This is a genomic window from Roseobacter sp. MH60115 (assembly GCF_015644665.1).
Lineage (GTDB): Bacteria > Pseudomonadota > Alphaproteobacteria > Rhodobacterales > Rhodobacteraceae > Roseobacter.
The window spans coordinates 364,805-386,799 of sequence record NZ_JADOBQ010000005.1 but is presented as its reverse complement, the minus strand read 5'-3'; the positions used below and the strand labels follow the sequence as shown (position 1 = coordinate 386,799).

Annotated in this window: 19 protein-coding genes and 2 tRNA genes; 13 read left to right on the top strand and 8 right to left on the bottom strand. The window is 56.0% G+C overall.

What is annotated here, in order from left to right; genetic code table 11:
- Positions 1–662: 662 nt before the first annotated feature.
- Together ISX84_RS17715 and ISX84_RS17710 are read left to right on the top strand one after the other, a co-directional pair.
- On the top strand, positions 663–1,466 hold the full coding sequence (locus tag ISX84_RS17715; RefSeq protein WP_195821713.1) for a class D beta-lactamase: 804 nt from the start codon (positions 663–665) through the stop codon (positions 1,464–1,466).
- A 57-nt stretch (positions 1,467–1,523) separates the two neighbouring features.
- The gene (locus ISX84_RS17710; protein ID WP_195821712.1) at positions 1,524–2,261 is read left to right on the top strand and encodes a MipA/OmpV family protein; all 738 of its coding nucleotides are present in this window, start codon (positions 1,524–1,526) and stop codon (positions 2,259–2,261) included.
- A 72-nt stretch (positions 2,262–2,333) separates the two neighbouring features.
- On the opposite strand, the gene ISX84_RS17705 is transcribed toward ISX84_RS17710, so the two are convergent.
- Complete coding sequence (locus tag ISX84_RS17705) at positions 2,334–2,993, bottom strand: hypothetical protein (RefSeq protein ID WP_195821711.1); 660 nt, start codon at positions 2,991–2,993, stop codon at positions 2,334–2,336.
- Positions 2,994–3,288: 295 nt separating this feature from the next.
- Here ISX84_RS17705 and ISX84_RS17700 point away from each other — a divergent pair, with 295 nt between their 5' ends.
- On the top strand, positions 3,289–4,506 hold the full coding sequence (locus ISX84_RS17700; protein WP_195821710.1) for a helix-turn-helix domain-containing protein: 1,218 nt from the start codon (positions 3,289–3,291) through the stop codon (positions 4,504–4,506).
- Between the two features lie 370 nt (positions 4,507–4,876).
- A tRNA-Arg gene (locus ISX84_RS17695) sits at positions 4,877–4,953 on the top strand.
- A gap of 413 nt (positions 4,954–5,366) precedes the next feature.
- On the opposite strand, the gene ISX84_RS17690 is transcribed toward ISX84_RS17695, so the two are convergent.
- The 3 genes from ISX84_RS17690 to ISX84_RS17680 all read right to left on the bottom strand — a co-directional run bounded on the left by ISX84_RS17690 (position 5,367) and on the right by ISX84_RS17680 (position 9,474).
- Positions 5,367–6,410, bottom strand: a complete 1,044-nt coding sequence (locus ISX84_RS17690) for an MFS transporter (RefSeq protein WP_229884415.1) — start codon at positions 6,408–6,410, stop codon at positions 5,367–5,369.
- 158 nt (positions 6,411–6,568) lie between these two features.
- Entirely contained in the window at positions 6,569–7,348 is a 780-nt protein-coding gene (locus ISX84_RS17685; RefSeq protein ID WP_195821708.1) for a hypothetical protein, read from the bottom strand.
- Between the two features lie 1,247 nt (positions 7,349–8,595).
- A complete protein-coding gene (locus ISX84_RS17680; protein ID WP_195821707.1) occupies positions 8,596–9,474 on the bottom strand; it encodes a toprim domain-containing protein in 879 nt (292 codons plus the stop codon).
- A gap of 715 nt (positions 9,475–10,189) precedes the next feature.
- Here ISX84_RS17680 and ISX84_RS17670 point away from each other — a divergent pair.
- Positions 10,190–10,552 carry a type I restriction-modification enzyme R subunit C-terminal domain-containing protein gene (locus ISX84_RS17670; RefSeq protein WP_195821705.1) on the top strand — a complete coding sequence of 121 codons (363 nt, stop codon included), beginning with the start codon at positions 10,190–10,192 and terminating at the stop codon, positions 10,550–10,552.
- Here ISX84_RS17670 and ISX84_RS17665 read toward each other — a convergent pair.
- A complete protein-coding gene (locus ISX84_RS17665; RefSeq protein ID WP_195821823.1) occupies positions 10,530–10,679 on the bottom strand; it encodes a hypothetical protein in 150 nt (49 codons plus the stop codon). The two genes, ISX84_RS17670 and ISX84_RS17665, sit on opposite strands and share 23 nt — an antisense overlap.
- Before the next feature lie 370 nt (positions 10,680–11,049).
- Between ISX84_RS17665 and ISX84_RS17655 the strand changes: the two genes are divergently transcribed.
- The 4 genes from ISX84_RS17655 to ISX84_RS17640 all read left to right on the top strand — a co-directional run bounded on the left by ISX84_RS17655 (position 11,050) and on the right by ISX84_RS17640 (position 15,928).
- Entirely contained in the window at positions 11,050–12,876 is a 1,827-nt protein-coding gene (locus ISX84_RS17655; RefSeq protein ID WP_195821814.1) for a sensor domain-containing protein, read from the top strand.
- Between the two features lie 45 nt (positions 12,877–12,921).
- Complete coding sequence (locus ISX84_RS17650) at positions 12,922–14,196, top strand: DUF3987 domain-containing protein (RefSeq protein ID WP_268247503.1); 1,275 nt, start codon at positions 12,922–12,924, stop codon at positions 14,194–14,196.
- Between the two features lie 300 nt (positions 14,197–14,496).
- Entirely contained in the window at positions 14,497–15,336 is an 840-nt protein-coding gene (locus ISX84_RS17645) for a GIY-YIG nuclease family protein (protein ID WP_195821702.1), read from the top strand.
- A 187-nt stretch (positions 15,337–15,523) separates the two neighbouring features.
- Positions 15,524–15,928: a DDE-type integrase/transposase/recombinase gene (locus ISX84_RS17640; protein WP_195821701.1), complete on the top strand. Its 405-nt coding sequence runs from the start codon at positions 15,524–15,526 to the stop codon at positions 15,926–15,928.
- A 672-nt stretch (positions 15,929–16,600) separates the two neighbouring features.
- Here the strand turns inward: ISX84_RS17640 and ISX84_RS17635 are convergent.
- From ISX84_RS17635 to ISX84_RS17625, 3 genes are all read right to left on the bottom strand, one after another.
- The gene (locus ISX84_RS17635) at positions 16,601–16,786 is read right to left on the bottom strand and encodes a hypothetical protein (protein ID WP_195821700.1); all 186 of its coding nucleotides are present in this window, start codon (positions 16,784–16,786) and stop codon (positions 16,601–16,603) included.
- Positions 16,787–16,808: 22 nt separating this feature from the next.
- A complete protein-coding gene (locus tag ISX84_RS17630; RefSeq protein WP_195821699.1) occupies positions 16,809–17,438 on the bottom strand; it encodes a HEPN domain-containing protein in 630 nt (209 codons plus the stop codon).
- Positions 17,439–17,626: 188 nt separating this feature from the next.
- Positions 17,627–17,701, bottom strand: a tRNA-Phe gene (locus tag ISX84_RS17625).
- Between the two features lie 318 nt (positions 17,702–18,019).
- Between ISX84_RS17625 and ISX84_RS17620 the strand changes: the two genes are divergently transcribed.
- From ISX84_RS17620 to ISX84_RS17605, 4 genes are read left to right on the top strand one after another with little or no spacing between them, the layout of a single operon-like run.
- Positions 18,020–19,447 carry a circularly permuted type 2 ATP-grasp protein gene (locus ISX84_RS17620; RefSeq protein ID WP_195821698.1) on the top strand — a complete coding sequence of 476 codons (1,428 nt, stop codon included), beginning with the start codon at positions 18,020–18,022 and terminating at the stop codon, positions 19,445–19,447.
- 1 nt (position 19,448) lies between these two features.
- Positions 19,449–20,390, top strand: a complete 942-nt coding sequence (locus tag ISX84_RS17615) for an alpha-E domain-containing protein (protein WP_195821697.1) — start codon at positions 19,449–19,451, stop codon at positions 20,388–20,390.
- 12 nt (positions 20,391–20,402) lie between these two features.
- Entirely contained in the window at positions 20,403–21,200 is a 798-nt protein-coding gene (locus ISX84_RS17610) for a transglutaminase family protein (protein WP_195821696.1), read from the top strand.
- Between the two features lie 40 nt (positions 21,201–21,240).
- Entirely contained in the window at positions 21,241–21,972 is a 732-nt protein-coding gene (locus ISX84_RS17605) for a proteasome-type protease (protein WP_195821695.1), read from the top strand.
- The last annotated feature ends 23 nt before the right edge of the window (positions 21,973–21,995 follow it).

Here is a 21,995-nt window from a genome sequence, read left to right as displayed (position 1 = left end):
AGTATTGAAACGGCAACACCATCGAAATTCTGTATTTGACGCTCAAGACCGGATTGCATGGATTACATTCTAGAATGAGTCTCAGCACTTTGTCATCAAAGTCGGGATTTTCCGCCTCAGCCGTCCTCTGCACAGACTGCACTTTTATGAGTAGATGAAACGGTTTGCTGAAGTCAGGACGTCAGAGAGGTGGCATAGGGCTCATCCCGGCAGCGAAATTTGGCGGTCAGCCCACATCCTTTGCCAAAGCGGCTCCCACCGAAACATCCGGTTCGGGTGGGGATGGTTACGACCAATCCTGACACCCTAGGTGGCCACCCGTCCGAGCGCGCGCAGGGAGACGCGGGTCTCTCCCGACGGATACGGCCTCGATCCGTGTCCGCGCCCATTGGATCGGACGACGACACAGGCGCTTTGTCCGTATCAATCACGCCGTGAGAAGAGCAGTTCCAGTCGGGACATAAACATCAATCTGAAAGGAGGTCCAGGACAAGAAACGGCGCGAAGCGGGTCGCCGAGATGCACGCGAGATGGTCATTGCCACTGATCCTCGCCTGTCCTCACCGCAGCGCACCAGGATGGCTGGCTACGTTCACGATCCGCGGGGCGTCAATCCCGCGACACGCAAAAAAAGAAACGAATGGAAAGGCAGGTTCAGAACCATGGCAATATGCACACCGCTGAACGCCGCGGCGCAAGAATACATCGGGCCGACCGATATGTCTGATGCGGTCTGGAATTTGGGCATCAACATACGAACATCAACCGTCGTGGTCCGCCGCTTGAATGACGGGCACCTGTGGGTCAGCAATCCGGCGCGGGCCAGACAGGCATTTATTCCCGCCTCCACGGCAGACATCCCCCACACCCTTATCGCATTGGAAGCGGGGATTGCCGCGCCTGATGAGGTTGTCCCATGGCGTGGAGAAACGGGATTTGTCGACGCCTGGCACATAGATCAAACGCTCCGGGAGGCCTTCAAGGGGTCGGTGATCCGCGTCTATCAGGACATTGCAAAATCGGTCGGCCACGCGGAAATGTCACGCTGGATGGAAAAGCTGGCGTATGGCAACCGCGCGGTCGGACGGGTTCCCGACCTGACAAGCTATTGGTCACGCGGCCCCCTTAAAATCTCGGCGATGGAACAAGTCGACTTCCTATCGCGGCTGGTTTCAAGCGACCTGCCCTTGTCCCAGAAGGCACAGGAACACGCGCGGCACGTCATGCTGGAAGACAGTGGGCCTGACTGGAAGTTCTTTGCCAAAACCGGGTGGGGCCCGCGCGGCACGCACCCTGACATCGGTTGGTGCGTGGGCTGGGTGGAACAGGCGCACCCCCGGCAACAGACCCATGTTTTCGCCGTCAATCTCGACATGATCCATCCGACGGACCGGCGCAAGCGCCAGGAAACAGCACGACATGTTCTTAGGAGCATCGGCGCTTTGCCCAGGAGCAACTGGCACTAGCCCGCAAAAGACCACCTAAGTTTCGACAACCATCAAACACATCACTGGAACCACACTATGAAAAACAGCAACACGCTGATTGTATCTATTTGCACAGTTTTTGGCCTGTCATCGGCCGCCCTGGCCGAAGGCGAATGGACCATTGGGGTCGGCCTTGGCGCGCAAACGGAACTCTACCGCGACGATGGCAACAGCCTGAGCGGATTTCCCTTTATTGCCTACGACACAGAGAGATTTCACATCGGCTTTGACGGGATTGCCTATAAACTGGTGAACACCGACCAACTTGGCTTCAACCTGCATCTCAGCCCACGCGGGGACCCTGATTTCCCGGACACTGCGCTCTTTCAGGGCCTTGATCGCGATACGGCCTTCGAAGTGGGCTTCTCCGCCCGCCAGTCCCTTGCGCGGGACCTCTATCTACAGGGGTCCTTTCTGCATGACGTATCCTCAGAGCACGACGGGTATGAGGCGCAGGTACATCTTGGCAGAAGCTTCTCTTCGGGCCGTGTTCATTTCGATGCCTCCCTGGGTGTCCGCTACCGCAGCGGCGATCTGAATGACTATCTCGTTGGCGTGTCCGCAAGCGAAGCCAATGCCCTGCGCGGCGCTTATGCGCCCGGGTCGACCTTCAGCCCCGTCGCTCAGGTGTCAGCCACTGTTCCGGTGTCGGATAAGACCGCCGTTGTCGGCTCGCTGTCCTACGAACGATTTGGCAGCGCTTATGACGACAGCCCATTGACGGAAAGGGGCAGCCAGGCATCGGCTGGCATCGCCGTCATATACAAGTTCTGACGACCAAAGCGCCGGGCAGCATCGCGACCTATGCTGCCCGGTGGCACCAGACAAGCGGGCAAATCCCTGCATTCAGCCCGCTTGAGCCAACTGGCGCGCGGACAAACGCGCGGACCCGTAGGCGATCAGCGCGTAGCCGAGCAGCTCAAGCCCCTCCTGCACAACCGTCTTGAACGATGCGTCATAGGCGTCCGCCATGAGGGGCTGCCACAGCGATGTTGTGCCAAAGAGGCGACTGAACACCAGCACCACCAAGAGACCGATGAAGATGTAAGTTGTCTCGCGCTGCTCGAAGTGGCGCAGGAAGGGGATGACGATGCTGTCCCGACAATGCAGGGCCGACAGGCCGCCTGCAATCGCGACACACATGGCAGGAAAGACCCAGAAGCCATGTCGGATATGGTCCAGAAACCCATCGTTCTCGCGTACGAACATGCAGGCAAACAGCGTCGCCACCAGGATCAGATAGCCGCGCGATCCGACGTCCTGACAGGCGCGCATCGCGAAAACCTTTGCGGAAAAAATCAGAAGCGCGCTTTGAGAAAGCTCGGTCATCGAATTTTCACGCAGGCCGTTTCCAAGAAATCTCACGTCGATCTGGATAATGAGGACGACGCCCACGAAGAGCGCCATCGGCGCAAGCATCTCCACTACCAGCGTGAGGGGCTGAAGAGGTTTGACCCCGCCGTCTGTTTTCAGGCGCGCGGGGATCGGGGTACTGATCGAATTCACTTTGACTGCTCCGGATTTTTTCTTGGCTTATGTTTGGTTCGGACATTCGAGCCCATGGCTTTTTGTCATTTCGAAACGGGATAGTCGTCCGGTAGTGTCGGTGAAAACCATACGCGGACACTCCAAAGCTGAAAGAAATGTCCAAGACGAATGCCAATGAGGCGGGACAAATCGTCGGATTTTCGGGGCGTGAGACTGCGGCTATTCTGGTCCTTGCGTGTACGCGAAGACAGGTTACAGGATGAGAAATGCCCCACTGACCGATATGAGGTCGTGAACAGTCAGAGGCTCGAACATGTCCGGTGAAGAATTACTGTATTTTGGGTTTTGCAGTTTCATGCTCGGCGTGTCGATTTTCTGCGCCAATGTCCTGCTTTTGAAAAAACAGCACAGGCAGATCTACTGGCCCCTTGGCCTGTTTTTCGTCGCCGAGGCCGCATCCTCCGCTCCGACCATCCTGAATGTGATCGCCACGCAGCGCGGCATGGACGAATTCATCATGCTGTTGGCACCGCTCAACCTGCCGTTTTCGATGATGCTGGCGCCGCTGTTCTGGCTCTATGTGCGCGGGCTGACAACCGAAGACAGTTTTTCCGACTTGAGATACAAGGTCCTGCATGCCGTGCCCGCCATGTACGGTCTTTGTGTTTCGGTGTTGCTCCTGATCCTGCCGTACGATGTCTACGAAACTCTGGAGGCGGAGGGCACATCGGATCATGCGCTGGTCCCGATCATCATCTTTGCCATCTGGGCGCTGACGATTCTTTTCTACGCGCAGGTGGGTTTCTATGTGGTCCTGATCATCCGGCTGCTGACGTTCTACAACACAAGGCTGAAGGACCTGTTTTCAAGCACCGAACACCGAGAGCTCTATTGGGTGTGGTGGATCAGCATCGTTTGTGGCTGCTTTTTGATCTTCAACGTGGCGAATGTGCTGGTGCAACTGCTTGGCGTGCAGATCCTGCCAACCAGTGTGTTGGAGCAACCGGTAATTGATGTGCTGGTCAATACCGCGGTGGTCTGGGTTCTGGCGCTTTGGGGATTTCGGCAGAAACCGGGGCTTATCCGCGAAAGAACCTCCGACACGCGGGAAGAACAGGTATCGGTGGTGAACGGTCAGAAATACGAACGATCCGCCCTCTCCGAAGAGCAGGCGCAGCGGCTGGCGCGCAAGATCCGGTCGGCAATGCAGAACAGTCTTCTCTACCGCGACCCCAACCTGTCGCTGTGGGATCTGTCCAAGCACATCGGGGTGACATCGAACTACCTTTCACAGACCCTGAACGAAACCATCGGCACGAATTTCTTTGACTACGTGAACCGCTGGCGGATCGAAGACGCTGTCGAGCGGATAGAGAATTCCGAAGAAACCGTTCTGGCGATTGCCTATGACGTCGGCTTCAATTCGAAATCCTCCTTCTACAAGGCGTTCAAGAAACATGTGGGCATGACACCCTCCGCCCTGCGCAATTCGCGCGTGAGCGACGACGGAAAGATGGTCAAAGTCACATAGGTGAGACCTTTTTCGGGAAGCTGCTTGACCGATAACTCCACCTGCTCGCCGCGAAGCGGAGGCGCCAAACCCGCCACAATCAGCAGCGCCCCATCAATGTGATCTTGCGTCTTGTGCTGAAAGCTCAGGGGATATCGCAGCGACTGGCCTGATCACTGCAGTTTGCAAGCCCTCGGCCGCCAGTGGTGTTACCAAAAAAGCAATAACCTATGCCCTTTGGTTCGGCGAATGCGCGTCACGCCAGCAGCTTGGTTTTCGAAAGCGGTTGGTCTTCGGACCCGCCTCACCCATTGGAAGAAAGTCTCTGCCACAGAGTGTATGCCTGCGTCTTGCCTGCCCGCCGTTGATCGTTTAGATGTCGCGCAGCAACGGGCCCTTAGCTCAGCTGGATAGAGCAGCCGACTTCTAATCGGCAGGTCGAGGGTTCGAATCCTTCAGGGCTCGCCATTGCTTTTTCAGGGTCGGAAAGATCGTCTATAGCTCTGAAATCTATAGTGGTTTTTGCGGTTCGAAATCTTTGTTTTGGTGTCGGGCAACGGGGCTGAAAAGGACGGTATGTCAGTCGTCCAACCTTGGACCTTCCCAAATATTGCAGGGGCTTGAGAGAAAACGCATCGCGGTTCGAAAGCGTCTCTCGAACCCTGCCGATTTACGTCCAGCTGAGCCCATGCGTTCAACCAACACGCCCTTCTCGGCTTGGCGAAATGGGCTGGATCGCAGCGATAAGCATGCCGCATTCGCAAAGGTTTGCGGTATCAGCAAAAGCAGCAGTTGATCATGTGACCAATATGCGGATTAGACCGGCGCGGACAACGGGCTTTTTGAAAACGAAAAACAGGGCCGCGGCGCCGATCGGGAAGTCATCTGTCCTCCGCAATCCCTTTGTTCGCCGTAAGCGCGCAAATGGCTGCGATCAGACAGGAACCGCCTATCGCGACCGCAGCATAGGCAAACTCGGTGTCTGCGAGGAAAGCAACTGCCGCGATTCCACCGACGCGCGCAAAGGTGATATCCAGGCTTGTCGACACGGCGCGCATCCCCTTCGGCGCGAACTTCAGGATCAATTGCGTCGATGGTGCATTGCTGCAGGCCAGACCTGAGCCGACGAGAACCGACGACAATACGAGCAGCAAGAGACTATCGCCAGAGTACAAAAGCGGAAATCCTGCAACAATGAGAAGCGGGGCGGCCAACATAATCACCCGAAGACGAGGCCCATCCACCATGTTTCGCAAAAGAGTGCTCAAACCGGAGAATGTCAGCCACATGGTTGAAAGCACAAAGCCAACGCTCGTTGCCTCCACGTCATTTTCGGACAGCCAGACCGGGAGGCGGAAAAGATAGTAGGTGATCGATCCATAAGTGCAGAACACATAGAGGAATGTCACCCAGAGATTACGGGCGCGAAAAAACTCCGAGTAGTCCTTCGTCCGACCTGGATCTGGCGTAGGCGCGTCGTCGGTTTGCGATCCGTTCAGGATCGACCATGCGATTGCCGCCAAGAATGCGATAAAAATGAACGCGATTTTCCATCCATATTGGCCGAGGAAGCTGCCATAGAAGAGCGGTGCGAAGGCCGCAACATAGCCTGAAATACTGCCCCAGACGATGAGCGCCCGCCCGGGTTTCAGCGATGCGGCCTGTGTCAGGAGAATGGGAACAAGCGGTGAAAAGATGCCCGCACCGAGGCCTTGCACGATACGCCCGATGATGAGCATCTCAAAACTCTCAGCGGCGGCAACCACCAGCGATCCCGCAGCGAAACAGACGACACCGTAGCCAAAGACTTTCCTAGTATTGAAGGCGTCGCCGCACCAGCCTCCGAGAAGAACCCCGATTGCAACCGCGATGCCGTAGGCGTTGAAGACCCAGGCCAGCGCGCCAATCGACAGGCCGAACTGCATCTGGATTGCTGGCAAGAGCAATGGAACCAGCGTGAGCTCCATCACAAACGCAACGTTTGCGACGATTGGACCGAATATCGCTTTGCGCGGTGACGCGGCAGTGGAGGCCGTTTTCTCGATGTCCGGCATATGGGATGTCATTGGATCAATCCCGCCGATCAGACATTTGCACGTGCGTTGAGATGGCCCTTTGCGTCAGGAGATGTGGTGGTGGGGGCCGTCGCAACTCCGAGCGCGCGGTGACGGTTTTCCGGCGCCGGTGCAAGCATGTTGGCCATGTCTTTGGCTCCCATCCAGATCAGATATTCTTCTTCAGTTACCTGTTGGTCCGGTCCCAGCCATCGACCAAGTTCGCAATGCGTATAGCCGTACCGAAGGTGGGCGCCCTTCGCCCCCAATCGTTTGGGCACGAAGGCAAAGACAAAGGACGGGTTCCAGGCGCCGACCATAATCTCGAACAGAACACGCGACAAAAGTTCGGTCGCACCCTGGCTGCGTGGCCCCCCAAGACCGTTGGCACGGAGCCAGAAATCCCCCTGATAACAGACCTGTCCCGTGATGCTGTCGAGGGCTTCCGGACCCGAGTAGAAAGTAAGATCCGGATCAGGCGTTGTATCTGGGGTGATGTATTTGTGGCGGTGGTCGTTCAGATGTGCGGCAAGCGAAACGTCCGACAGATCGAGGAGCCGCACTGCCTGCGTGTGGATCAGCTCACCGTCTGAGTCAAAACCGCAAATCCAGAAGCCGTTCGTTCGTTCGATGTACGAACTCGCGACATCGAACATCGGATAAATCGCACCCCGGTCAAGCTGCTTGCTCCGGTATGCGCGGTACTTGGCGAAGTCGTCACCAACCTCAACCCGAATTCCCATGGCCTCAAGTTGGCGGAGAATGTCGGACAGGCTGGTTACAATTTTAAACAAACTATATGGTAACATGCCACCCACTTGGCCAATTGTTTCCGATCAGGCAAGTACATTCCCATCAATTGGTTAAGGATTTGTTAGCCAACTTTGATGCTCGAAAACAAAAAATCGCCTGGGTCGCTGGCTCAATCTATGCGTGCAGTGCGCTGGAAAAAAGATGTGTTTTCGTTTTAGCACAGATCTATCCACGCCTGTTTTTTTCCTAAAAAGCCAACACCTTGCAAGGAAATGATTTGGCAACGCAGCTTGACTGCCTCCCAGCATCGCACCCGCTCTAAAGGACGGCTCACACCAAGCAAGTGACCAGAATTTACCTATTGCACAGCAGCCTTCTTTGCGTTTCCGGGAGGTGGGTTACCGGGCTCCCTGCGCATTCCATGATTGGTATTCAGTCTCAGCAGCAACCAAGATAAAAGCGGCCAAAGTAAGAAAGATTGATAGAATTTAGCGAAACTCATCTCCATCCAAAATTCACCTTCAATACATTGTTTTTAAATATTTATTTGTACTTTTGAGTTTAAATGAAATTTGTAGGGGCATCCGTAGCCTCCGCACTGCTTCTCTCAGCTTCCTGAAATGTGGCATTCAGAAGACAGCCATAGAAGCCCAGCCATATTTTGGGCGGATCTGACCGAGATATAGCATGTGGAAAGGCATGTTTATGAGCATTGACAGACTTCTTGACGCATCTTCTTTAGTGTCTTGCCCTCCTCCGGGCTCCGTGAACGTGTGTATCGGAAACGCCGTCGAAGGTCCTGGAGGAAGATGGATACCATGCGCTTCCGCAATTGCGGATGGTGCCTATGTGTCTTGTGTCTATGAAATCGGTCCAGGCCGCAGACAGGTTTGCTCTGCCGCCGCCCCCACATACTCAGCGGACGAAGCTCTTTCTCGCGCAATTGACCTGGCTGTGACGGCTGCTGCATAGGGCGGCTGGCCTTGAAATCGGAAATCTCTACTGACCACCCTGGCGGTCCCAATCCGTTTCAAGAACACTGGGCGCACACGAGATGCCGCCTCAGGCTTGCCGACAAGACCGCTGATTGTTGCCAGCAGCGCCCCGGCGACAAAATCGACTGGCGCACTCTTCGCAGCGGCGGCTTTGCGTATCCAGTCCGCACAGCCGCCAAAAACCTCGTTGAACTGCGCGTCACTCAGCACTGGTGCCGGAGGCCTTTCTGGCCGCAGAATGGTCCTGTCGGGCTCTAGCCATGCAAGTCTCTGCGCAACAGCGCTTTCGCGTTCTGGTGCTCCCGACATCAGCTTGTCCGCTCACGCAGGACATCGTTCCAAGTCTTGCCGTCCTGTGCGGCCATCAACGACACCTCCCAGCCCACATCACCAGCCCGACTGGCAAGAGAGGCAGCCGCTGCGTGAATTTGCTCGGTGCCATCTGCAGCTACAATCAAATGACTGGGCACAGCAGGCAATTCAAAATGCTCGAATTGCAAATTTGAAAGAGCAGCCCAAACCTCATGTGGTCCGCGCAAAATACCGCTGTTCAAGCTCAGTCCGGATTCAATGCCGTGGCAGACGACCAGAGGGCCATTAGGTTTGGACAGCCGCACTGCGCAGCCAGAAGTTGGACCGCATAAAAAGGGTGCTTGTTTGTGCAATTGACCCGCGCGGACCGTGAAAGGTTGACTGTAAATACCGCCGTTCGGGAGTAATTCAGCCAGAATCGCGTGCTCGCCAAACCCATCGGGGCCTGGCCAAGCCTTCTGCTCCCACCTCAATGACGAGGGAAGGCATGCCGTTATGCCGATTGAACGAAAGTAGTTTTCGCCAAGCGTCCCTGCCAATGGTACTGCCTTGGACCAGTGATCCCGTGCAATATTGAAAGAGGCTTGTTCTTGTTCCCACCTTTCGATGGCCATCAGATGGATGATTTTTGTTTTGAGCTTGCCGTTCGGCAGGATTTTTGCAATCTCAGCGAGGATATCCGTGGGATGACATCCTTCGTTCTCGCAGGTCACGTCGAACCCTGCGCGAGGCTGGCAAACTGTCACACGCAATTGATCGCAGCCCAAAGGCTGTCCCGGTTGGCAGCGTGGACATGCAGAAAATCCTTCGTCCCGATCCCAAAAGCCGCCTAATTTGTGGACGAGATCACGCGGATTGATTCTTGGAATCTTCATTAGCGCTGACCTCCGTTTTTTCCTGATGCAAGAAAATGATCGACATCGACCTCAACCCAGTAGAGCCGCCCCCCGATTTTCATGGGCTCAGGCAGTCTCCCCAATCCCACGTCGCGGTAGATTGTGGTGCGGCCCCTGCCACCCAGTTTTTTCTGTAGTTCTTTGAATGATAGATATTTCACTTGTGTGCCTCATGGTTTGTCATGGGACACAACTACCGCATAGGTTGAGTTTGCAAATTCGGGTGCTTCAAGTTCCTTGGGGAAGATGAAGTTCCCTAATTGACAATCACAAAAAATCCAAACTGCAAAAACTCAACTCTTGTCTGTGCGAGTGGCATAAGTCAGGTCAAGGGACCCCGGGGGGGGTGTCTTTGTGTATTTGCCCCCCCCCGGGGGCAACGGTACTCAATGGAATGCAAGAGCGCGGTCCTACATGGAAACAAACGGCGGAAAGCGGTCAAAGTCGAACCTTTCCGGCACGATAAGCTCTTGGAGGCCCCACTTGTTGAAGGTGGTGGCGTTCTGAAGGTAGCTTTGCATGGCAATGACTGTAGATACAAATCGACCGTGTGCTTCAGGGTTCGGTTCAAAAGGCATTGGCCAAGAAGCTTCGTTGGGAAACGACACGAGCGCAGCACAAATATGAGCCACTGAACAGTAATCGCGAAAGTTTTGCTGAATGTCAGAGTCGTTGCTAAGCAGCGACTTTCGGTGTGGTTCCCACTTGCCATTCCGATAAAGGTATACAGTTTGCCGACCACGAAGTCCTTGATGGGTTGCAGAACGAAGGCGGCCTCGGGGTATTTCTGCGATCCCTGACGGGACTTGATCGAGCGGCGGCGAAAGCTGTGTTCAGCGATTTTGCGGCGGCCAACCGGCTTTCAGCGAACCAAATGGAATTCATCAAGCTGATCATCAACAGCCTATGCGAGAGTGGCGTAGTCGACCCCAAAAGCTTCTATGAAAGTCCGTGTACTGACTTAGATGACTTGGGAATAAATGGACTTTTTGATTCAATTCAATCAGCTCAAATCATCTCGTTAGTTCGAAGTGTCAATGAAACTGCTGCGGCTTGATCAGCTCTATGAAAAGTACTGGCAGCATAAGCTCTTGCGGAGGTAAAATGATGACGAAAATTGTTGTTCGCCCGCCAAGCGGTAGGGCCATTCCAACGTCGACAAAACACACCTCTATGTCGGACATTCGGCCAACTCCAGTTGAGGCGACCGAAACCGGCAAGCCTCCATTGCCGTCAGCCACGTCTGTAAGGTGGAAGGGTCGTGACACTTAAGGTGACTGCAAGCCTGGCTGCTGCAATCCATCACCATCACACGCTTGCCCAAAGCCAGAAATCCCGAGGCCAACGCCATAGCCGCCGTCGTCCGCCCAGATCCACATCGCGTCGCAGCGCGCACTTGCTCGTTGGAAGGCGAACGGATCATGAAGCGCCAAGTGACCTGAGCGCCCATTTTTTGTTCCACTTTTCTATAAAAAAAGTTCTCACATTGTTCTTGCTTAAACCTTCTTAGTCGTTTGGCAGCTATGTAACCATGAAAAAATGTAAAGCTTGCTTGTGGTTCCTGCTCGAATACTCAATCAAATCAACGACAAGTGCGCCGAAGGGTTGGCACTTGCTTTGGCGTCGAGTGACGACGGCGCCATTATGGAATTTCAATGGTGCAACAAGGCCTTCACCAGGATCACTGGTTATGGCGCTGACGAGGTTCTTGGTCAACGCGGAACCATTTTGATTGGCCCGGATCTGGAGCAGGGCGTTCACCTCTACATCATCGAAAAGCTGATGAATTGGGAGAATTTTTCGACCAAAGGCCTAAACAACCGCAAAAACGGTGAAAATTATCTGCAGCGCATGGGCTGGACACACCTATCCGATCCAGAGACAGGGGACCATTGGTGGCTCTGCTCGATCATTGAACTTGAGGAAGAACGCATCACACCCGCCGTGGTGCAGAGCGATCAGTCGACGATAGTGGATCAGGAAGGCTATGCGAAAACAATCGCAAAAGTTCACCGGTTGGAGAAAGAAAACGCGCGCCTGCACGAACTGGCAAGGTCGGTGGCCAAGGACGCGAATGAAGACGCCCTGACCGGTCTTTCAAACCGGCGGCACTTTGAGGTTGAATTGAAAACCTGGATTGGGAATCTCAAGGCGCACGGAACAGAATTCGCGGTGCTCTACATCGATCTTGACCGGTTCAAATTTGTTAACGACACGCTTGGTCACGATGCGGGCGACCGGCTGCTGGTTTCCGTCGCCCATATGCTGCGGGACCTGACCGATGAGACCGATCTGGTCGCGCGTCTTGGCGGCGACGAGTTTGTCATTCTCAAGCCGCTCGGCACAAGCGCCCTCAATGTCAGCAGTCTCGCGGACGAGATTGTGCAGAGGATGCAGGCGCCTTTTTCATTCGACGGCAAATCAACTGCCTGCAGCGCAAGCGTCGGTGTTGCCATTGCCAATGCCAAAATGGAGGTTCCAGAGCAGGTCGTCGCAGATTCCGACGCGGCGCTCTATCATGCGAAATCGCAAGGACGGGGGCGGTGGTCATTTTTTACGGAAGAGATGCATGCTGAATCCATTGCAACCAAGCAACTGGCATCGGATCTCCTGCTGGCCTGCGAAAGACGTGAGTTTGTTTCATATTTTCAGCCCCTGATTGATGCGCAGACCGGAAGGATCGTGTGCGCCGAAGCACTGGTCAGGTGGCCTCATCCCACCAAGGGTATCCTCGCGCCAGCTGCATTTCTCGATACCGCTGCGCACCTCGGGATTCTCAAGAGGATTGACGAAATCGTGTTTGCAGGCTTGTCCGGGGCTTTGTCATATTTTGACGAAGCGGGCGTTGATCTGCCACGCGTTGCGGTGAATGTCTCCGCAGCCAGGCTGGCAGATCCAACCTTCATCCATGACATCAAGAGCTCGGGCATCGATTCAAAACGGCTGACGGTGGAGATTTTGGAGTCTGTCTATCTGGACCGCATCGGCGATGTGGTTCGGTGGACCATCGACGAGCTGGACGAGTTGGGCGTGACGATTGCACTGGACGATTTCGGAACTGGGCACGCATCGGTGCAAGGGTTGCTGCAAATCAGGCCTGCGATCCTGAAGATCGACCGCCATTTCATCCAACCTGTTGTCGAGGATGCGGGCGCGAGGTCGCTGACGGCATCCATAATCGGTATCGGAAAGAGTCTCGGCATGCGGGTTGTGGCCGAAGGCGTCGAGTCCGACGAGCACGCCCGCATCGTGAGCGAGATGGGCTGTGATTATCTGCAAGGTTTCTACTTCGGCAAGCCGATGAGCAAGACCGATCTGCATGACAGGCTGCTTGAAACGGGGGGCCAGTTCTGGTCACCGGAGCTGCGGGATGTCAGTTGAGCCGCTTGATAGAAGTCCTGTCCTGCTAATCCAGAAAAGTGTCGCCTGAATGCCCGGTGGGTAAGACCAGCACCGGATTGGTCGGAACCATTGGCGCTTTGGGTGATGTTGGTTGGCGACCCCAGCTCCGGGAAAAGCCCTGCAGTGGAAGCTGTCCTGCATCCTTTGACCAACATCGAAGAAGACCTGACCGCCCAGTACAAAGCTGAACTGAAGAAGTGGGATCATGAAAGCGAGCTTGCCAAGCTCAGCCATGACGCATGGGAGGCCAAGGCCAAGAAGGCCTTTGCCCGTGACACTGACCCGCCGGACAAACCGGCCAGCGCCGAAAAACCTGATCTCCCCCATCGCAAGCGTATCAGGATTGGCGATGTCACCATTGAAAAGACGGCTGAGCTATCCAGCCAGAACCCGCGCGGCCTCTTGCTCGTTGATGATGAACTGGCCGGATGGCTGCAAAGCATGAGCAGATACAACGGTGGGGGAGATCGGCCATTTTGGCTTCAAGCCAATGGTGGGCGATCCTACTCGGTGGATCGTAAAAACAATCCTGATCCGATAATTATTGATCGTCTGTGCATCTCGGTGATAGGCGGCATACAGCCAGACAGGTTGGACAGCTCACTTCTGCATTCTGAAGACGATGGGTTGCTGGCACGCTTGCTGACCGTCTATCCAGCGGAGGCCCCGTTGAAGAGACGTGCGGAAGCTATCGACAAGGACTTCATTCTGAAAGCACTCAAACGACTGTTCGATCTACAGCTTGCAACGTCAGAAGACGGTATACTGACGCCGGTGTATCTGAACCTCAATGAAGAAGCACAGGACAGGTTGTTCGCCTTCCGGGAACAATGCTGCGCATGGGAAAAGGAGGTGGATGGCAAGCTGAAGAGCCACATCGGCAAGTTGCCCGGATTGACGGTCAGAATGGCGGGTGTGTTGGCACTGCTGGACTACGCCGTGGACCCGGAGTGTCCTGCTGTCACCGACCTCGACAGCGGCCATCTGGACTGCGCCTGCCTCTTGGTGGGCGACCACTACCGACTGCACGCGTATCGCACGTATGGCGCTGCTGGTGCGCCGCCAGAAGTGAAGGGCGCGCGCAAGATCGCGGAGATGATCCTGAACGATGGGCTCACGAAAATCACCACCCGGGAAATCCAAAAACGGGGACAGCGCGGGCTCACATCAGCCAAGGAAATCCATCCGGCGATTGATGTTCTGATCAGTGCGGACTGGATTGCTCCGATCAAAAGCACTGGCCCGGGCAGGCCGTCGAAAGCCTATGCCGTCAATCCACTGGTGAACAAAATGCGATGAGGGGCAGGTCCTAGGACTTGGTCTTTGCTCGCTTCGACATTTGACAAAACCATACAAAACCCTGTTTCGGGTGCGATTTCCGCGTTTTGTCCGGTTTAGTCAAATGTCGAAACGGAAAAGTATAGAAACTGGGCACCAAGCCACATCCGCATTGGGGCAAACTGCGGACCACTTTCCTGAACTGAATTAAATATTGCACAGAAATTGGTTGACCAACTCTTCCGGCCCGGACCCGCGCAACACCAATCTCCGCCAATCAACACCTTTCACACTGGGCGGGCATCAGGCAACAATAGCGGCATGTTCGATTTCAATGACTTTCTGCGCAAACTTGATATGAACCCGGCCCAGATACGCCTGCTGCGGCATGACCAGCGCGGTGCCGCCGCTTGGCGTCGCGGCGGTGCGTTGGCATTTGGATGCTTCGCCAGCTTTCAAACCCGCGAAAACTCTCCATATCGCGGTACTGATGTCGTCTGCCACTTCCTCCCCGCGCCCAGCCTGCCAGACGGCGACGCCACGGCCCTGTTCCTCGGCACCACCCGCATCACCGACCGATGGGATTGGGATGAGGTGCGCATGCCCGCCCTTCTGGACCCGGACGTCATCCAAACTGAATTCGGGCGTCAGAATCTTGAAGCCTTCGATCTTGAGTGGCTGGAAGCCGGACAGGAATACGCTGAACGCATCCTGATCCGATGGGGGACAGGCACCCGGGCATGGTCGCAGTGGGCGAACAAGCAGCCAAAGGAAATCCTTGAACTCCGCCTGCACGCCAAGGAACCGGCGTTTCCCGGGTTTTCCGAAATTCGGGCGCGGATCAGCGACATTCCGACCTTTCCCCAATCGTGGATAGGTGCGCTGGAAAGTGTCAGGGGCATCTATCTTCTGGTGACCGATCAGGGCGAGCAGTATGTCGGATCAGCATCGGGCGCTGATGGGTTCATGGGGCGCTGGCGCAGCTATCTTGCCAACGGCCATGGCGGCAACGTCCTGCTGCGCGAAGGCAGGCACCGGGACTACACGGTTTCCGTTCTTGAGATCGCCTCGCCCGACATGGCGACAGCGGACATCATCGCCCGTGAAACCTTCTGGAAACAAAAGCTCGGCGCAAGAGCACATGGGCTGAACGCAAACTGAAAGCAATGGCCCATTGCCGCCGTTCGACCGCGACTGGCGCTGCCGCAGCGCGGCCAACCAAAGCTGCTATTCGCTGCGAATACCAAAACCGTGGACCGCCGGAGATCGCTGGTGCGGGCGAAGCTAGCTGTCAATGGGTGCCGCTCGCAAATTCTCATTGGTACCATCAGTCATCTTCGAAGGAGACATGTCTCTCTTGCTCAACGAGTGGGCCAGCGCCCCGCACGTGGGGGTTCCTCCAGCTTATGCCTCCGGCTCGATTCCGCATGAAGTGGCCCTGATGCTCACGGTGCTCGATGAATATACCCGTGAGGCGCTCTGCGTGGCGGTGCGCCCCAAGATGAATGCAGGTGATGTTCTGGACGTTCTGCACCGACTGCTGATGAAGCACGGCAAGCCCGAGTATATTCGTTCAGACAATGGCCCAGAGTTCATCGCTGCACCGCTTCAGGACTGGCTCAGACGCGTCGGCATCCAACCGATGCAGATCTACCCAGGATCACCCTGGGAAAACGGATACAATGAGCGCCGGAAGGTTCGTGATGTTGGTGAAGTGGTAGAAATTCATTTTGATTGGTCCTTTCCATCATAGTTGCTCTCAGAAGTTCGCGGGGAGGTCGGGCTGATTTTGCCCGCCGCGTTTACCGCGCGGGTTTTTTGCTTCGCCGCCCGTGTGTAGCGAATGACCTCTTTGGAAGTCCTATGGCCCGTAAGGGAGTGAAATGCTCATCGATACCCCCCCTCAGTTCCAGGGGTTTTCTTCATCTGAGAGGGCATAGACCTCGAAAGCGTCATCAAGTGCTTTGAGGTCCCAGATCGCGCGGGAGAACGCCTTGATCGGCTGGGGCATAACCTTTTGCTGGACAAGACGGTCGAAGGTAGTCGGACTGACACCGATGTAGTGGGCTGCCTCATTGCGGGTCCCCGCGCAACACCGCCTTTACCTGCGGTTCGGCGTTTATCGCTCCGGCAGCACGGTAGGGAACAGGACTTCGGTGGTGGATTTCCGCAACCTGTCGATCACACGGACAGGCTCTGCTGACCAATAAGGCGCAGTGAAGATAGGCGCATGACCAATGGCCAGGGACAAACCAAGCAGGCCATTCTCGAACGCCTATGGAAGCGAAACGCGATCCGGCGAGAGCTTGGGCTACCTCCCTTAGATATCCCAAACCTCTATCGGAGAAAGACCCGTTGGTCGGCCTAACCGATGGTCTAGCTCTCTCGGCCAAGACAAATAGGAAATCCCTCCGATTGCGTGTGACTATGCCACAGCTAGGTTTGTGGCTTCCTTAGTTTCCACATCCACAAATTCAGCCTCATTCATGAAGAGTTCCAGACTGTGGTTGATGAGTTCGCCCACGGGAATGTCATTCTCCACCGCCAGGACTCGTGCACGGCGGTAGAGCGTTTGGTCGATGTTGCGAATGGTTGTGCGTGTGTCAGACATGGCTGATCCTCCCTACCCGTATTTAGGCAAAATCTTGGATGCCGAACGAGTTACTGAGGAAAGCGCCAAAGCTATCGTCTGTTATCCCGACCAAATGCGCGAAGTGCTTCCTACACTCATTTAGCAGGCCGAGGGTCAACCGAGCTTCACCATTCTCACCCTTTAGCCAATCCAAGTCGTCGGGAAGATCAAAACCATGGGCTACTGAGTGGCGCACTCGCACCCAGCCATTGGTCCTTCGTCTAATCTCAGGCGCATCCCACTGTCTTGGTCCTTGACGCCATTCCCAAGACCCCCAGGGATTGAACCCCATGGTGTCCTGAAAAACATCCCGAACTCGAACATCGTCTGGGGTGTTGAATCTCTTGATCAATGTCTTTGCCTGCGCCTTACGCAAGTTGAAGCTCTGAATTGCCCAAGTTGGGGTGGCACTAGCCGGATCGGTCATATGATCCGAAACCAAGTGAAAAGCTTCTGCGATCACCTTTTCGACGTATGACTGCCACGCAGCGACGGTCAAAACGACCCCTGAACGATGTAAGGCGTCCTGCCTGTGTCGTCTTCCGCGTCCAGTTTGCAGGCTTTCATGGATATCAACAAGTTGTTCCACCAAGCCTTGCTGATTGATGAATGCTTCTCGCGCTTCTGACAACTCAATGCCTTCCTAAACTAATCAATAAATCAAATCCAAAGACCAAATACGCTATCAAATGAAAAACTTCGTGCGTTTGCCGATGCCAAGCCGAAACCCTTCTTGTGTCCCACTTTCAAAAGTTTAGCCCAAAAGCGGGACAATTTTTCCGCCTAAGCGTCTGATCTTATTTGATAATTTTTCGATAGTGGTGCCCGGGGGCGGAATCGAACCACCGACACGAGGATTTTCAATCCACTGCTCTACCCCTGAGCTACCCGGGCACGGGCTGCCAAAGCTTGGCTGGGTGAGCGGGTTCTAGGAGTTTGCTTCAAGGGTGTCCAGTGCCTTTTTGCCAAATGCTCTGCTCAATGGCATCGCCAGTGCAAGCGGCTTCTGTCTGTGGAGCTATCCGGAGGTTACATTTGCCAGCGACGCTCACCAGAAAGACCCGCTATCACATTCAGGCAAGCAGATGGACGGCGGTTCACTCGCAGAGGGAAATCGCTCAAAAAACAGGCGTACCTCTGCATTTCTCCAAGGTTATTAAGCTCTTGCCGCGAATTGGTTGTGCCTCTGCGTTAGACCGGTATCATGGCGGGATGACAACGAATGCAAAGAGCTTCGACGAGATGATCCGCCCCGACGGATCTGTAACCCCTCCCTACGCGGCCTACGACGCCTGGTTCAAATGCCAGGATCCGGCACGGCTCGAATCCAAAGCGGAAGAAGCCGAAGCCTTCTTTCGCAGGACCGGGATCACTTTCAACGTCTATGGACAATCAGAAGCCCAGGAACGTCTGATCCCCTTTGATCTGGTGCCGCGCATCTTGTCACATCGGGAGTGGGCAAAACTGTCGAAAGGTATTGATCAGCGGGTGCGCGCGATCAACGCTTTCATCTGGGACATCTATAACCGGCAGGAAATCCTGCGGGCCGGGCGCGTACCAAAGGAGCTCATCGCGCACAATGAAGCTTTCGTGCCGCAGATGATGGGCTTTACCCCGCCCGGTAAAGTCTACACCCATATCGTCGGCACCGATATCGTGCGCACCGGCGAAGGCGATTTCTTCGTGTTGGAGGACAATGCCCGCACACCTTCCGGCGTCTCCTACATGCTGGAGAACCGGGAAACGATGCTGCAGATGTTCCCGGAGCTTTTTTCGCAAATCCGCGTCCAGCCGGTGAGCGATTATCCCAAGAACCTGCGCCGGTCCCTGTCGGCATGCGCGCCGCAGGCTTGTTCCGGCAAACCGACGGTGGCGGTTCTGACCCCGGGCATCCACAACTCCGCCTATTTCGAGCATTCCTTTCTGGCCGATCAGATGGGGGCAGAACTGGTCGAAGGGCATGATCTGCGGGTGGTCGACGGGCGGATCGCCATGCGCACCACCAAAGGCTACCGCGTGATTGATGTGCTTTACCGGCGCATCGACGACGATTTTCTGGACCCGCTGAGTTTCAATCCCGACAGCATGCTTGGCGTTCCTGGCATCATGGATGTCTACCGCGCGGGCGGCATCACGATTGCCAATGCACCGGGTGCCGGGATCGCGGATGACAAGGCCATTTATTCGTATATGCCGGAGATTGTCGAGTTCTACACCGGGGAAAAGGCAATCCTGAAGAACGTGGAAACGCATCGCTGCGCGGAGCCCGAAGCGTTGCAATATGTGCTGGACAACCTCGCCGAGCTGGTGGTCAAGGAGGTACATGGCTCTGGCGGCTATGGGATGCTGGTGGGCCCCGCGGCGAGTAAAAAGGAAATTGCCGACTTCCGCAAAAAGCTCGAGGCGAGACCGGGCAACTACATTGCACAGCCGACCTTGTCGCTCTCAACTGTTCCCATATTTGTCGATCAGGGGCTTGCCCCACGCCATGTGGATTTGCGCCCTTTCGTGCTCGTCTCCCCTCAGGGCGTCAATATCACGCCAGGCGGGCTGACCCGGGTGGCGCTGACCGAAGGGTCGCTGGTCGTGAACTCCAGCCAGGGTGGCGGCACAAAAGACACCTGGGTGCTGGAGGACTGATATGCTTGGGAAAACAGCAGGCGGCCTCTATTGGATGTTCCGGTTCCTGGAGCGGAGTGAAAATACCGCCCGTCTCCTCGAAGCCGGTTTCCGCATGGCGCTCACCCGGTCGTCTGATGCTGAGTCGGAGTGGAAATCCGTGGTTATCACCTCCGGCACCGGTCTTGGGTATGAGAAAAAATACGACAGTTACAGTGACACGCTGGTCATGGACTGGCTGCTGCGGGACACCGACAACCCCTCCAGCGTGATTGCCGGCACCAAATCCGCGCGCGACAACGCACGACTGGTGCGCACCGCACTGACGACCGAAGTGTGGGAGGCGGTGAACGATAACTGGATGACCCTGCGCGATCTGCTGGCCAAACCGGTGACAACAGTCGATCTGCCCGCGGCACTCGCGCTGATCCGTAAGCAGAGCGCATTGGTGCGCGGGGCCCTTCACGGCACGATGCTGCGCAATGACATCTACGACTTTGCGCGCATCGGCACCTTCGTGGAACGGGCGGACAACACGGCGCGGATCATTGATGTCAAATATTATACGCTGCTGCCCTCGGCCTCGGCTGTCGGGTCGTCGCTGGATAATGTGCAGTGGGAAATGATCCTGCGGTCGGTCTCGGCACATCGCTGTTTTCGCTGGCTGGACGAGCAGGACATGACGGCAACGGCCATCGCGGACTTCCTGATTTTCGACAAACGCCTGCCCCGCTCGCTGGCCTTCTGCGTGAAACAGACAACGGAAAACCTGCGCTATCTGGAGCAGGAATATGAGACACGCCATCCCTGCCACGATCTGGCGGACAAACTGGGGCGACAGTTGAAGACGCTGGATATCAATACGGTCTTTGACCACGGGCTGCATGAGATGATCACGGAGTTCATCCGCGACAACAACGCGCTGGGGGCACAGATTGAAAAAGACTTCCGCTTCATTGGATAGGACAGGCATCAGGTGCGACTGAAAATCAACCACACGACGCGCTACAGCTATGACAGTCCGGTGGATTATGCGCTGCAGCAGGTACGGTTGACACCGCCGCGCACGGCTCAACAGGAGGTGCACACCTGGGATCTAAACGTCGCGGGCGGCAAGATCGAGACGGAATATCGGGATCACAATGGCGCGCAGGTGCATTTGGTCAGTGTCGACCAAGACGCGCAAGAGGTGGCGATCACGGCCGCGGGTGAGGTGGAAACCACGGACACCGCGGGCGTCTTGGGCAAGGTCTATGGGCCTGCGCCCCTGTGGTATTTCAAGCAGTTCACGCCGCTGACCGAGGCTGGCCCCGGCATCAAGGCCCTGGCGGGACAGCTGGCAGCAGCGCCTGACCCGCTTTCGGCTCTGCATGCTCTCTCTTCATCAATCCTGATGGCTGTACCTTACCGGATTGGCGAGACCTACGCGGCCACTTCTGCCGAAGAAGCCGTGATGGGGGGCAGCGGTGTGTGCCAGGACCATGCCCAGATTTTCGTTGCCGCCGCGCGCGCCGCCGGGGTGCCCGCGCGCTATGTTTCGGGTTATCTGATGATGGACGACCGGGTGGATCAGGACGCCAGCCACGCCTGGGCGGAGGCGCATGTGGACGAGCTGGGCTGGGTCGGTTTTGACATCTCCAACGGGATCAGCCCGGATGCGCGGTATGTCCGGCTGGCCACGGGGTTGGATTATAGCCACGCCGCCCCGATTTCAGGCCTGCGTTTGGGGGCCGCCAATGAATCGATGATTGTGTCGCTGCAGATACAGCAGTAAGCCTCTGCCCTGAAAGACTGCCTGACGACTGGAAATCTTCATGACCTATTGTGTGGGCCTGCGCCTGGATCGCGGCCTTGTGTTCATGTCCGACACCCGCACCAACGCGGGCGTCGACAACTTTTCAAAAACGCGCAAGATGTTTCAGTGGGGCGTGCCGGGCGAGCGGTTGATCACGCTGATGACGGCCGGCAATCTGGCCACCACGCAGGCGCTGGTCAGCCTGATCGAAGAGCGGGTAAAGGCTGTGGGGGACCGCGATCCGTCGATCCTGCGTGCGCCGTCGATGTTTCAGGTCGCGCGCATGGTCGGATCGACGTTGAAAGAGGTCATCGCCCAGAGTGCGCCCGTGGGTCAGACGGGGGATGCCGCGTTTCAGGCCACCGTGATCGTGGGCGGACAGATCAAGGGCGGCGCGCCCACCATGTTCATGATCTACCCGGAAGGGAATTTCATCGAGGTGACGTCGGAGACGCCGTTTTTCCAGATTGGCGAGACGAAGTACGGGCGCCCCATTCTGGTGCGCGTCTACGAGCCGCATATGCGCTTTGAAGATGCCGTGAAGCTGTTGCTGGTCTCCTTCGATTCCACCGTGCGCTCCAACCTCTCTGTCGCGCCTCCTTTCGATCTGATGGTCTATGAGAATGACGCCTACGCGCCGCTGCTGGACCGCCGGATCGAGCAGGATGACGCCGTCTATCAGAGCATTTCAACCGGATGGGGCGATGCCTTGCGCACGGCCTTCGATCAGTTACCCACCTTCGACCTGTGAACAAAGGTGGCCTGAAGCCCACC